We start from the raw sequence: 12,999 nt of genomic DNA, 5'->3' as shown, positions 1-12,999 counted from the left end.
TCGCTGACCAGCAACGACTCAGAACCGATCACACTCGCGTGCCTACGAACTGCGGAACTCGGGCGGCGGGCCGGGCTTGGTGAGGTGCACCTGGAGTTCGGGCTGGTTGGGGTGCTTGACGGTGCACCAGCGGTACCCCTCGGCGAGGGTGATGTCGGTGTGCTCGGCGAAGCCGAGAACGTCGATGTAGAACGCCTTCGAGGCGTCGACGTCCTTGACGAAAACGCTGGTGATGGAGATGTTCGTGATCATTCCTACAGGCTAGGAGCCGTGCTGATTTGGCGGCTTCTCCTCGCTTGCTCTTTCGGCTAGGCCCCACATGAAGACGAAGCAGCCGGGGATGTACGGCGTGCCCTTGGCCGCCCAGCGGCGCTGGAACTCGCTCGGCGACTCCCCCACCACCTCGCGAAATCGACTGCTGAACGACCCGAGACTGGTGAACCCGACCGCGTGGCACACCTCGGTGACCGTGAGGTTGGTGGCGCGGAGCAAATCCTGGGCGCGCTCGACGCGCCGGCGTGAGAGGTGCGCGGCTGGTGACACACCGTAGGTCGCGGTGAAGAGCCGGTGGAAGTGGTACTTGGACAGGCCCGCCACCGCCGCGAGCGCGTCGAGGGTCAGCGGCTCCGCGTAGTGGCGGTCGGCGTGGTCGCGGGCCCGGCGCAGGTGTACGAGCAGGTCGCCCGGGGCGCGGCGGGGAGCGCTCACCGGCCCAGTCTAGGCGCCGGTCACGACCGCGACGATCATCGAGCCGCGGGCGAACCGCCCCTGCCGCACGAGGGCGAGGATCCCGTACATCATCTTCGCCACGTACACCCAGTCCAGGGTCAGGCCGTGGCGCTCGTCGAAGTCGCGGACGAATTCGTCCAGCTCGGCGGTGCGCCGGGCGTACCCGCCGAAGTGGAACGCCGTCTCGATCGACCAGTTGTCCGTCACCCGGCCGTGGTCCCACTGCAGCCGCCGCACCTCGTCGACCAGGAAGTCGCCGCCCTTAAGCGCCGAGAATCCGATCGCCTGGCACCCTTCGCCGAGGCCGAGCGCGATCCCGGCGAGCGTGCCACCCGTGCCGGACGCGCAGCAGATGTAATCGAACGCGAACGGAATCTCGGCCGGTAGCTCGGAGCAACCTCGCAGCGCCAGCGCGTTACTGCCGCCCTCAGGCACGAGGTAGAACTCGCCGAACCGCCGCCGCAGGCCTTCGACGACGGCCGGATCGGTCTTCGCGCGGTAGGTCGCCCGGTCCAGGTAGACGAGCCGCATACCGCGCTCGACCGCGTAGTCGAGGACCGGGTTGAGCGGCAGGTGCTCTTCACCGCGGATGACACCGACCGTGGAGAAGCCGAAGTGGTGGCCAGCGGCGGCGGTGGCGCGGATGTGGTTGGAGTACGCACCGCCGAATGTCAGCAGGGTGTGGTGGCTTTGCTCCGAGGCGGCGGCGAGGTTGTACTTGAGCTTGCGCCACTTGTTGCCCGGAATGTCCGGGTGGATGAGGTCGTCGCGCTTCAGGTAGAGGCGCACACCGGACGCCGCGAGCCGATCGTCGACCAGTTCCGTGACGGGCGTGGGCAGCCGCGGCTCGAACACCACCGACTCACCGTACCGAGAGGCCCGCCGGACGCCCGCCGGCGGGCGCCTGGTCCGGCCGGCGCATGCCCGACCGGCGCATGGAGCGGCCGACGCCTGGCCCGACCGACGTCGATCAAGGAGATTCGCATCGATCAAGGGCAAACGCACGCGAAAAAGAGATCCAACCACGTGCGTTTCCCTTGATCGGCGGGGAGAGGGGCGGGGCGGCGCCCCGCGGGTGTGCGGAAGGGCGGGGCGGCGCCCCGCGGGTGTGCGGAAGGGCGGAGCGCCGCCGGGCGTGCGGAGCGGCGTGGCTGCTAGTGGTCGGTGGGGTGGGGCTGGTGTCGGGTGGCCGCGGCCATCGCGGACATTGCCTCGGCGGGGAGTGTGGCGCCGATGTGGTGGTCGGGGTCCATCAGCGCGGCGTGCCCGTCCGGCCAGTGCCGCAGCACCTCGACGAACCGCGTCACCAGCCACGGCGCCTCGCCCAGGCGGGCACGCAGCCGCACCGGTGACGTGAACAGCGCGATCGCCGGCGCGTCCGGCGCCCGCCACCAGGCGAACTCCGGGTCGGTCAGATCACGCGACGGCGACCCGTCGGGTCGGATCGGCACGACGATCTCCGCACCCACGACCGCGTCCAGGTAGGACCGCGGCTCGCCGCCCGCCTCCCAGAGAACGGCGTCCAAGGGGTACGCGCTGGCCGCGCGGGCCGCGGCGCGTGCGATCCCGCCCGGTTCCACGGCCACCTCCGTCGACAGTCCACTGTCGACGCTGAGTGACCACGCAGGGTCCGGCCAGCCGTGCAACAGGTCGAACGCCGGCCAGATGGCATATCCGCCTGTCCCGGGCGGCAGCGCCTCGACGGTGGTGTAGACGACCACGCACACGCCGTCGGGAGTCTCGACGACCGGCCAGCCGCCCTCGGCGGGGTCGCCGGGCACGACCAGGCAGGAGTCGACGAGGGCGGCCAGGTAGGCGTCCGGGTCGCCGCGGTGGACCGCGTCGTGCAGCGCGCCCAGGATGTACTCGTCGGGTTGCCAGCTCATGCGCCGCCGGCCGCGACCGGCACCAGGGGAGCCGGCACGCCGGTCGCCGTGCGCTCCCACTCGGTCGCCTCCAGCCAGGTGTAGCTGTTTACGCCGCCGCCCACAAGCGCGACCATGTCGTCGGGCAGGCGGGTCAGGGCGCGCGGGGTGTCTCCGGTCATGCCGAGCGTCCCGGCGGCGACCTCGGCCTCGTCTTCGCCGAGCCGGTGCAGCACGGCGAGGTGCGCTTCGGCGAGGCGGCGGGCGCCCGCGGGTGCTAGGCGGGCCGCCACGGTCAGCCGCGCCTGCCACGGGCCCAGCGGGGCGCGGGTGGTGGCGCCGTCGGGGTCGAGGTCGTCGATGACGAGCGTTGGCCGGTGCGGGGCGGCGGCGCGGGCCGGCTCGGAGCCGACGACCATGCGGTCGGGGCACCGGGCGGCCTGCGCGAGCGCGGTCCACTCGGCGTACCGGGCGGTGCGCACGCACACCTGCGCGCCCACGGCCAGTGCCCGCAGCGCGAGGACCTGGGCGGTGGCCCGGCCGCCGATGACGACGACCTCGGTCGGCCACGGCCGGAACAGGCGCACGACGGTGGCCCGCCGGTCGACGTCGCGCCCGAAGAGGACACCGACGGAGGCGGCGGGGCCGGCGGACTCGGCGGCGTCCGGCGTGACGGGGTGCCACGGCACGTCGAGCGGGTCGAGGCCGGCCGCGGCGCCGGCCACCGAGTACCCGCCCGAGGGCGGCAGCGCGGCACCCGTGGGCCCTGCCGCGTACGCCGCTGGTGCCTGCCGTCCGTCCAACCTGGTCAGCGACACACCAGCGCGGATCGCGCCGGCCTGCACGGCGGTGTCGCACAGGTGCACGTCGCGCGCGGGCGCCACCACGCGTACCAAACGGCGGGCGCGCAGGCCTCGCGGGCCTGACGCGATCGTGGTGGCGACGGTGGCGACGGCCGCGGGTGCCGTGGCCACGGCGGTGGCGAGCGGGCTCGGCACGTCGTCGACGCCGTAACAGACCTCGGCCATTCCACCGGCGACGCCGCCGACGCCGGCCAGCTGCAGCGCCTCGCCCAGCTCACGGGCGTCCAGCACCCGGCAGGACACGCCCGACACGCGCAGGGTGCGGCTCACGCGCAGGATCGCGGCCGCGGCGGCGCGTGCCGGGGCCTCCCGGTCGCCGCCGTGCCTGGCAACCACCGCCGCGCCGTCGCAGGCGTCGACCCGCACGCACACCCAGGAGACCTGGTGGGCCACAGTGGACTCGCCGGCGGTGAGCAGCTGATAAGACGCCAGGATCGGGGAGTCAGGGGGCAAGAGGGTGGTCGGCGCGGCGATGGTGTGAGAGACCAGTTGCACCGCCGTCGGGTCACGCCCGTCGGCGAACACGCGGGCGACGGCGGCGAGCGGCGGCAGCGAGGCGCTTTCCGGCCGCAGGTCGAGCCGGGGCGCCAGCTCCGCGACGGCGAACCAGCCGCCGGTGTCTTGCGCGACGCCGACGGTCAGGCCACCGCGCTCGACGGTGCGGATGCGCAACGCCGGTGCCGGCGCCTTGGCGCGGCGCGAGCGGCGGGCCAGCAACGCCCCCGTCGTGGTGACCGCGCCGACGCCCAGCACCGCCCACGACCACCAGGCGGACGGGTACACGTAGGCCGCAGCCGCACCGGCGGCGGCGACCTCGACGCCCACCAGAGGCGCGGCCGGAAACCGAGTGGCCACAGTCGACACCCGTACAGCGTACCGATGCGGCCCCTTCCACAACTATGCTGAAGCGCAGAATGACTCGGACACTCCTCGTGGCGCCGCGACAGCACGGCGCGTACGCGACGATCGGCGACGCGCTCGCCGCCGCCCCCGCGGGGGCCACCGTGCTGGTGACCCCCGGCACCTACCGCGAGGCGCTGTTCGTCGGCGACATCGCGCTGCGGATCGCCCCCGCGGACGGTTCGGGAGCGGTCGAGCTGGACGCGCGCGACCTGCCGTACCCGGCGCTGCACGTGGAGGGTGGCGACGTCAGCCTCGAAGGGCTGACCATCCGCGCCGGCGAGCTGCCCGCGGTCCAGACGCGAGGCGCTACAGTCGCGTTGAAGCAGGTGGAGCTGAGCACCGGTTACGGCGCGGCGGTCGACGTGCGCGACCGCGGCACGTTGCGGGCGCACCGGGTGCGGGTGACCGGCGGGCAGTACGGCTTCGTGTTCGAAGACTCTGGCGGCACGATGACCGACTGCGAGCTGACCGACATCGCCGACGATGGCGTCATCGTCCGGCTGGGCGCCAATCCGGAGATCCGCGGTTGCACCATCAGCCGGTGCCAGCGGCGGGGCATCTACGTGTACCAGTCCGGGCGGCCGGTCATCGAGGGCTGCGAGATCTCGCACACCGGCGGCGCGGGCATCGCGGTGGTGCACGAGAGCACGCCGACGATCCGGGGCTGCTGGATCCACGACACCCGGGGCGCCGGCGTCCAGATCGGGCGCGGCTGCGGCGGCGCGGTCGACCGCTGCCGGGTGGAAAACACCAGCACGCCGGGCATCGACGTGGACGCCGGAGCCACGACGGCGGTCACGGCCGGAGACGATGGCGCGGCTGGCCGTACCGGAGCTCACAACGCCACCGCGGAGCCGGACCGGCACGACGCGGAGGCGGTACGGTCGCGCCTGGCCGACCTTGACGCGATGGTCGGCCTCGCGGCCGTCAAGGCCGAGGTGCGCGGCCTGATCGACGAGATCCAGGTCAACGAGTGGCGGCGCGGTGCCGGGCTAGCCGTCGACCAGACAAGCCACCATCTCATCTTCGCGGGCGCGCCGGGCACCGGAAAGACCACAGTGGCGCGGCTGTACGGCAGGCTACTGGCCGCGTTGGGTGTGCTGTCCAAGGGCACGTTCAAGGAGGTGTCCCGGCGCGACCTGGTCGGGCAGTTCCTGGGCCACACGGCCGAGAAGACGGCGGCGGCGTTCGAGGCGGCCAAGGGTGGGGTGCTGTTCATCGACGAGGCGTACACGCTGTCCCGGGCCGGTTCGCGCGCCGACTTCGGCCAGGAGTCCATCGACACGCTGGTGAAGCTGATGGAGGACCACCGCGACGAAGTGGCGGTGATCGCGGCCGGCTACACCGACGAGATGGTCGAGTTCCTGGCCACCAACCCGGGCCTGGCGTCCCGGTTCTCCGCGACCATCGAGTTCGAAAGCTACGAGCCCGAGGAACTGGTGCTCATCGCGCAGCGCATCGCGGCGGCGTCCGACTACGAGTTCACCGACGAGGCTTCCACCCTGCTGTACGAGCACTTCGCCCACATGCACCGGGACGCCACGTTCGGCAACGCGCGGGAGGCCCGCAAGCTGTTCGAGGCGGTACGCAAGGCGCAGGCGCAGCGGCTGCTCGCTGGCGGCCAGCGCCCCGACATAGCCGACCTCCGCCGCCTGGCCGGCGAGGACATAGCGGCCACCGTCCCGTGATCGAGCACCCCCGGTAGCTCCAGCGCCTTCGGGACGCTTCGTTCACGGGAGAAGGGCGAGGGCTTCCTCGTATTTCGCGCGGCGGGCCTCCAGACGCTCGCGGCGCAGGTCCCCGGGCCGCTCGGCGCGCACCCGCTTGCCGTGCTCGGACCAGAACGCCTCGTCCGGCGGCTCCTCGGCCCCGGCGGGCAGGAACTTCAACACCTCGTCCATGGCGGCGACCGCGCCGCCCAGGTCGGCCCGCGCCGCGGCCAGATCCTCGACAGTCAGCTCGGCCAGGTCGCCTAGCGGCTCGATGGCGGCGAAGTTGCCGGCCACCCACAGCCATTCGCCGGCATCCAGCAGCTCGGACGGTTCCGGCCCGCCGAACCGCAGCCGCTGGCCGGGCAGCGACACCGTCTCCGGCAGGCGGAACACGAACTCCCGGGCGGTGCCACAGCCGTCGCACTCTCCCTCGTACCGGCTGGCGAGGTCGCCCTCGGCCATGATGACGGCGCTGCGGCACTCGAACTCGGACTCGCCGCACACGTCGCACGGGTGCATCGCCATGTAGAGGTGCGCTTCCTCCACCGACCGCTCCAGCAGCAACGCCACGCTCTCACCCTTCCCGATCGTCTACGTCGTCCCGCTGGAGCACCCGGAGGGCCTCCGCGAGCTCACGCATGCTCTCCACCACCGCGTCGGGCCCGGACGCGGCGAACCGCTCGGCCGTCGACGGCTTTTTCGCGTACCCGATTATGCGTGCCCCGGCGGCCCTCGCCGCGGCGACGTCGGCCGGCTCGTCACCGATCAACACGACCGCCTCCGGGTCGAGGCCGAGCGCGGCGGCCGCGCGCAGGACGGGGTCCGGGGCCGGCTTCCACCGCTCCGGCTCGCCTGGTGCCCGCCCGATGACCGTAGTGATCAGGTCGCTGTAGCCGTTCGTCTCCAGGAACCTGGTGATGGCCCGCTCCGACGAGTTGCTGACCATTGCCACGGGCCGGCTGGCCGCCCGGGCGGCCAGCAGGAGTCGCAGCGCGTACGGCGTGGGCGTGGCGGCGTCCACAACGGTCCGGTCCATCTCGCCGAGCGCCTCCTCCAGCGCGCGGGTCAGGTCGGGCTGGCCGAGCCCGAAGGCCCAGCGGATGACCGTGACCATGTTGGTCTCGGCGGCGATCGGCGGGGGCAGCGCGACGCCGGCCTCCTCGAGTAGGGCGCGAATCCTGGCCAGGCCGTCCATCGCGGAGCGCGCGGCGTACAGGTCGGTGATCGGTCCGTCGAAGTCGAGCAGGAGTGCCTTGCTCCGGGTCAGGAGCTCGACCAGGTCGGCGGCGGGGGCGGGGCGGCCGGCGGCCGGGCGGACGTGGGTGCCGTAGGTCATGAGGTGCCCGTCGGGATCGCCGGACCGGAAGACCAGCAGGCCGTCCGGGTGCGGCCGCAGGCCCTGACGGATCATCTCCTGTACGGTCCGGATGACGTTGCCCGGGTGGCTCCCATCGTCCACGACGCTGCGCAGCACTCCCTGGGTGGCGGTCAGTTCACCGGCGACGGCCACCTCCCCGTGCGTGGTGCCGAGCACGAGCCCGCCGTCCGTGGTCCGGTAGAAGGCGGCGCCCTCCACGTCGAGCGCCACCCGGCTCTTGCCGAGGTCCTTCATCAGCTTGCCGTCCTCCACGACCAGCGGAAAGGCGCCGTTCGGCAGTGGCAGCAGCGTACGGGCGGACGGGTGCGACACCTCGTCGGCCAGGGGCCGGGCGATGGTCGACAGGTCCATCTCGAGGTGCGGCACGTGCGGCTCCGTCGGGCCGAGCAGGACGAGCGGCTCGGGCTCCGGACCGGAGTCGGCCCGGCCGAATTCGTCCCGCGCCGCGCCGCGCGCGCCGGCGTACACCCGCTGGGTCGTCCAAGTCTCCGGCAGGTACGGCAGCACGGTGCCATCCGGCCGGTACTCGTGGAACTTGCCCACCTCGGGGGCGAGCACCGGGCCGTCCGGGGTCTCCCACACCCCGTCCCGGACCAGGTCACGGCGATCGTCGTCGGGCATCCGGCCGGTGGCGATCACCGTCACCCCGGAATCCCGGGCCAGCCCGGTCGCGTGCTCCGGCGTGGTCGGATGGTCGAGCAGCACGCGTTCGGGCAGCGAACTGAACGGCTCAGCGGCCGGCTCGATGCCGCCGGCGCCCAGGAAGCCGTCGCCGACCCGCATCAGCAGGGCCGGCCGGGATGTGGCGTAGTAGGGCACGATCCGGCCGTCCGGCGCGTACCGGACGTAGGGCCCGGCGCCGGTGGACGACTCGGACGCCCCGCCCGGGGTGAGCCGGCGGCCGAGGTCGTCGCCGGCCCACGGCACGAGCACGTGTACGCCGGCGGCCCGCGCCAGCCGCGCCACCAGCGGGCTGTATCCGGTCAGGCCCAGGCCCGGCAGCCGGACACCGAGGAACCAGCCCGGCGGCCCGAGCAGCCGCTGCTCGTGCCACAGGCGGATCGCCTCGCCGGCCGCCGCGGGGTCGAGCGGTGCCAGCAGCTCCCCAGGCGAGTACGCGTCAACCCCGTCGGGGTCGAGGTGGATGTCGACGTAGCCGGGTACCACCTCGGTCCGGGTCCAGCTCGGCGGGCGCTCGGCGAACTGGATGCCCCGCGCCTGCGGCGAGGCGCGCGGCGCGCCGGGGATCTCCGGCCCGGGACGCGCGCCGGACTCCGCCAGCCGCGCGCGGTGCCTTTCCTCGTCGTACCCATACACGTCGAGGTAGCGGCGGATCAGGCCGTCGGGGTGGTACACGTGCACCACGGCGCGCTTGCCGTGCTCGGCGCGGGCGGATTGGCGCAGGCCCTCACCCGGCACGTACCGGACGCCGCCGCCGTCGATCCGCCACCGGCCGACCGGATCCCGGCGCAGCCACATCTCCCGGGTCGGGGTGAGCACAGGGGCGCCCCACGCCTTCGCGACCGCTTGGCCGTACTCGTCGCCGGGCACGCTGTCCCCGTTCGGGCGGGTCAGCAGCAGGGCATGTCGGCGGCTTTCGGCCGGCAGCTCGCCTCGGGCGATCCGATCCTCCAAAGTAGACACCAGCCTCGACGGCGAGACGCCTCGACCCATGACGACGACCGTGACATCCGACGGCAGGTCCAGATCCGCGGCCGCCACCGCGGCGTCGAAGCTGTCCACAAGGGACACGATGCGCGCCGGCTCCGGCGACTGCGCCACGGGCCGGCTCAGGTCCATCACCGGATCCTGTGGACCATCCGACGTGTACACCTCCCACCCGGCATCGGGGCCGGCCGGCACCGGCCGGCGCAGGTTGGCGTCCCAGCCGGCGGCCGCCACGAACGGCTCGCCGTCCGGGGTGAGCCACACGGTGCCACGAGGCGCCAGGGTGGCCGCGATGTCGCCGGATGCGGCCAGCTCATGGAATTGCGCGGCCAGCGCCGCCGCGCCGGAGGCCACCAGCACGATCCGGGTCACGTCCGTACGTCCGGACAGCTCGATCGCCCGGTGGGTCAGCTCCCACAGCTCGGCGGCGTCCATCAGCTCGTCCGCGATGGTCGGCCGGCCCGGTGGCGCGAAGCCGAGGATCTGCCCGTCCGGTGCGGTCACCGTGTCGACCACCACCGCGAAGTCGCCCTCGGCGGCCGGGAACATCTGGGCGAACGCCCGCGCCCGCGAGGACCGCGCGACGACCATGCCCGCCGGTACCGGCTCGACCGCGTAGAGGTCCGCGAGGTCGGCGGCGGTCATCTCGGCGACCGGCGGCGGCGGGGCGCCCGGCTCGACCCGCTCCGCCGCCCGCTGCGCCAGCTCGACCAGCGCCATCAGCCGCTCGCGCCGGCCGTTCAGGTGGTCGGCCAGCCGGGCGGCCGCCCTCGCGGCGTGCCGCACGCCGGCCACGGCTTCGGCGAGCGCGGGCCTGGCATCCGGGCTCGGCGGTCGGTTCTTGGCCAGCACCCGGGCGAGCATGGTGTCTGTCTCACCGGCGAGGTCGGCCAATCCGTCGACGGCGGCCTCGGCGGTGCTCAGCCCTTCCTTGAGCCGCGCCGCGATCGTCAGGACGTCGGCGATCGCGCCGCCGCCGGGGAACTGGCCCAGGTCGGGCGCCTCGGGCAGCAGCGGCGGCAGCGGGTCGTCGACGATCCGGTCCAGGGCGGCTCCCACGGCTGCGAGGATGTCGCGCCGGCCCTGCTCTCTCGCCGTGTCCACAATGACCTGTCGCTCGTCCTGGTCCGGCCACGTGCCCTCGTCGCGGAGCGCGGTCAGCCGCAGGTCGAGCGCCCGCAGCTCCTCCTGCACCGCCGTGAGCCTCCGGATCGGGTCCTCCAGCGGTTCCAGGAGCGCCCGGTCCAGCCGGTCGGGGAGCCGCCGCACGGCCGCCAGTCGTGACCGGCCGGTCGTGTACCGCCACGCGCCGCGCTCCGGCTGAGCCTGCGCCGCCTCCAGTACGGAGGCCGGCGACCGGTCCACGGTGGGGATCTCGTCGACCGCGGCGGTGAGGCTCCGCGTGATCCGTGGCAGGTTGGCGACCAGCCTGTCCAGCGTCTCGACGGCGGCGACGAGCTGGCCGCGCGCCTGTTCCAGCGCGCGGTGCGCGTTGGCGTCGGGCTTGCCGGCCTTGACCGCCTTGGCGGCGCCCTTCAGTGTCTGGGCGGCCGCCTGGGCGCCCGACACGCTCTGGCGCAGCTCCTCGCGGAGCTGGCGGAGCCCGTCGGCCACCGCCCGGACCGGGCCGGACCTGGGCGCGTACAGGTCGAGCGCCGCGTCGTCGGCCGCGCCGGCCAACCGCTCCGCCGCGTCCTCGATCCGCTTCAGCTCCCTTTCGAAGGTCGAAAGTGGCATCGTCGACGTCTTCTTCGCCGGCTGCACCGCCCGCTGCGCCAGGGCATTGACCCTCTTCGCGGTCTTGCTGACGACGTTGCCGGTGCGCGGGACCAGGTGCGGGTGTACCTGTTCGGTGATCGCCCTGCTGGCGGCGGCGAGCGCGGCCCGCTCGGTGTCCACCAGCGCGGCGGCGGCCTGGACCGAGGCCGGGACGGCGTGCAACGTCTTCCGCAGCCGGGCGCTGATCCCGGGGTGCAGGTGCGCCTCCCGCCACGCCCGCAGGTCCGATGTGGACCGCGGCGGCGCCTCCCCCACCAGGTGAACATCCAGGGCACGGCGGTCGACGTGCAGGGCATCCCGTTCCGCCGCGCCGGCCATGCCGAGTTGGCCGTCGATGACCAGCGCCTCGGTGCCCCGCGCCGCGACCTCGGCCAGCTGCTCCTCCACCCCGGCCAGGTGCAGTACGGCGTGCCGGATCTCGTGGCCGACGGCCCGCGGCAGTAGCGCCGGCCGGTCGGCGGCCAGGATGTTCCGGGTCACGTTCAGCACGTGGGGGTCGTCGGCGGTGCCCGACCGCCGCACGGTCCGGGCGAACAGGTCGGCCGGCAGGTCGGCCGCCTCGGCCCGGAAGTGGATCGGATCGTCCTGATGGGGTACCCGCACGACGACGTGCGTGGCGTCGACCGGCTCCACGGCGAGCACGTCGCCTTCGAAGGCGCCGACTGGCAGCGCGGCGATCCCGGCGAAGATCTCCTCGTCGGCCACGCCGGAATCCTGCGCAGGCAGGTCGGCCTGCACCATCCGCGACCCCCGCACCACACCGGCGTGCACCTGTGGCGGCTCCTCCTGGGTGAGTAAACGGTGGCCGCGGTCCGCCTCGGCGAGTTCCCGGGCGGCCTTGGCCACCCGGTTCGCGACCCGCGCCGCCAGCAAGTCCTCGGCGTGCCGCGCCGCGTCGACCTCCCCGCGCGCCGCCATCTCGGCCAGTCGGGCCGAAAGCGCCTCCCGGCCCAGCTCCCCCGCCCGGTCCAGGGCGCGTGCGGCCCGCTCGACGAGGTCGTCGGCGCGCTGCTCGTCGTCCCACGGATCACCGCCCACCTCGCGCAGGTGGGCGCCTCGCGCCTGGTGCCACGCGGCGCGCCGCAGCGCCTCCTGCACCGCGACCTGTTCCAGATGCAGGCCATCGAGCAGTTCGTCGAGCCGGTCCACGGCGGGGCCGACCGCGCTCAGCCGCTCCTCGGTGGTGACCCGCCGGTCGGGCAGCGCCGCCGCTTCCCGGCCGGCCTTGGACAGGTCGGCCACCGCCTCTCCGTACCGGCGCGCCGAGCCCTGCGCCATCGCGGTCCACCGCCGCTCCCACAGCGCCCGGTCCAGCTCCCGTTCGTGCCGGCGGCGGTGTTCGGCGAGGCGGGCTCCGGCCTCGGCTGCCTCGCGCTCGGCCGCCAGCGCCGCCTCTCTCATCCGGGCGGCGGCGCCGCGGTGCTCGGCGGCGCGGGTGTCGTCGCCGGCCCGCTCGTACTCCTGCGCGGTCCGGATCGAGTCGCGCCGGTACTGCCACGCCCGATCCGCCGTGGCCGCGTGCTCCGCGCGGAGCTCGTCGAGCCGGGTGAGCTCGTCAACGCCGTCGCGCCATGCCCCCTCCGCCGCGCCGCCCGCGTCCGCCGCGCCGCGGGGGTACACCGTCAGCAGGTCGCCGACCGCGTCGGCCAGGTCGTCCAGGCGCCGTTGATGCCGCTCGGCCAGCGCCTTCAGGTCCGCCTCCGGATCCAGCCGCCGTCCGACCAGCGCCGCGCGGTCCTCGCGGTGCCGGGCAAGCGCCTCGTCGCCGGCCCGCTGGCGCCGCGCGGCCTCACCCCGTCGCCGCTCCCACTCCGCGGCCTCGGCCCCGCCGGCGTCGACGACCTCGGCCGCGGCGAGGGCGCTCAACACCGCGGCGGCCCGCTGATCGGGTGTCAGGCCGGGCGCGCCCCAGTCGGCGAGCAGGTCGTAGTGGTGCGCCTCCAGCGCCGCGAACTCGGCGGCGGCCGCTGCCCGGGCCGCGCTCGTGGCCGCCTTCGCCTCGGCCAGCCGGGACTCCGCCTCGACGGTGCGGGCGCGGCGCGCCGCCGCGAGCAGCCCGAGCTCCCCGGCGCGCTCGGCGTCGGCGGCCTGGCGGGCCCGGC

8 protein-coding genes are annotated in these 12,999 nt (G+C 74.3%); 1 reads left to right on the top strand and 7 read right to left on the bottom strand.

Going from position 1 to position 12,999, the window contains the following annotated elements:
* Window positions 1–42: 42 nt before the first annotated feature.
* The 5 genes from V6V89_RS39450 to V6V89_RS39430 all read right to left on the bottom strand — a co-directional run bounded on the left by V6V89_RS39450 (window position 43) and on the right by V6V89_RS39430 (window position 4,321).
* On the bottom strand, window positions 43–252 hold the full coding sequence (locus tag V6V89_RS39450) for a VOC family protein (RefSeq protein ID WP_334624806.1): 210 nt from the start codon (window positions 250–252) through the stop codon (window positions 43–45).
* A gap of 9 nt (window positions 253–261) precedes the next feature.
* On the bottom strand, window positions 262–708 hold the full coding sequence (locus V6V89_RS39445) for an AraC family transcriptional regulator (protein ID WP_334624805.1): 447 nt from the start codon (window positions 706–708) through the stop codon (window positions 262–264).
* Between the two features lie 9 nt (window positions 709–717).
* Window positions 718–1,587, bottom strand: coding sequence for a 1-aminocyclopropane-1-carboxylate deaminase/D-cysteine desulfhydrase (locus V6V89_RS39440; protein WP_334624804.1), 870 nt, complete (start codon window positions 1,585–1,587; stop codon window positions 718–720).
* Between the two features lie 296 nt (window positions 1,588–1,883).
* The gene (locus V6V89_RS39435; RefSeq protein ID WP_334624802.1) at window positions 1,884–2,615 is read right to left on the bottom strand and encodes an SseB family protein; all 732 of its coding nucleotides are present in this window, start codon (window positions 2,613–2,615) and stop codon (window positions 1,884–1,886) included.
* On the bottom strand, window positions 2,612–4,321 hold the full coding sequence (locus V6V89_RS39430; RefSeq protein ID WP_334624801.1) for a type VII secretion protein EccE: 1,710 nt from the start codon (window positions 4,319–4,321) through the stop codon (window positions 2,612–2,614). Before V6V89_RS39430 ends, V6V89_RS39435 begins: the two co-directional genes overlap by 4 nt.
* A 50-nt stretch (window positions 4,322–4,371) precedes the next feature.
* On the opposite strand from V6V89_RS39430, the gene V6V89_RS39425 reads away from it, so the two are divergent.
* A complete protein-coding gene (locus V6V89_RS39425) occupies window positions 4,372–6,048 on the top strand; it encodes a right-handed parallel beta-helix repeat-containing protein (RefSeq protein WP_334624800.1) in 1,677 nt (558 codons plus the stop codon).
* A 42-nt stretch (window positions 6,049–6,090) separates the two neighbouring features.
* Here the strand turns inward: V6V89_RS39425 and V6V89_RS39420 are convergent, their stop codons facing one another.
* Window positions 6,091–6,642, bottom strand: coding sequence for a hypothetical protein (locus V6V89_RS39420; protein ID WP_334624799.1), 552 nt, complete (start codon window positions 6,640–6,642; stop codon window positions 6,091–6,093).
* Between the two features lie 4 nt (window positions 6,643–6,646).
* Window positions 6,647–12,999, bottom strand: a 6,353-nt coding sequence (locus tag V6V89_RS39415; RefSeq protein WP_334624798.1) for an HAD family hydrolase, incomplete at its 5' end; no start/stop codon positions are given.

It is taken from the genome of Micromonospora sp. CPCC 206061 (genome assembly GCF_036906915.1).
GTDB lineage: Bacteria > Actinomycetota > Actinomycetes > Mycobacteriales > Micromonosporaceae > Phytohabitans.
This window is presented reverse-complemented; position numbering and strand designations above follow the sequence as displayed.

What these genes read in the sequence shown, in the direction of transcription:
- V6V89_RS39435 (WP_334624802.1), bottom strand. Translation starts at nt 2,615, where the DNA reads ATGAGCTGGCAACCCGACGAGTACATCCTGGGCGCGCTGCACGACGCG.
- V6V89_RS39425 (WP_334624800.1), top strand. Translation starts at nt 4,372, where the DNA reads ATGACTCGGACACTCCTCGTGGCGCCGCGACAGCACGGCGCGTACGCG.
- V6V89_RS39450 (WP_334624806.1), bottom strand. Translation starts at nt 252, where the DNA reads ATGATCACGAACATCTCCATCACCAGCGTTTTCGTCAAGGACGTCGAC.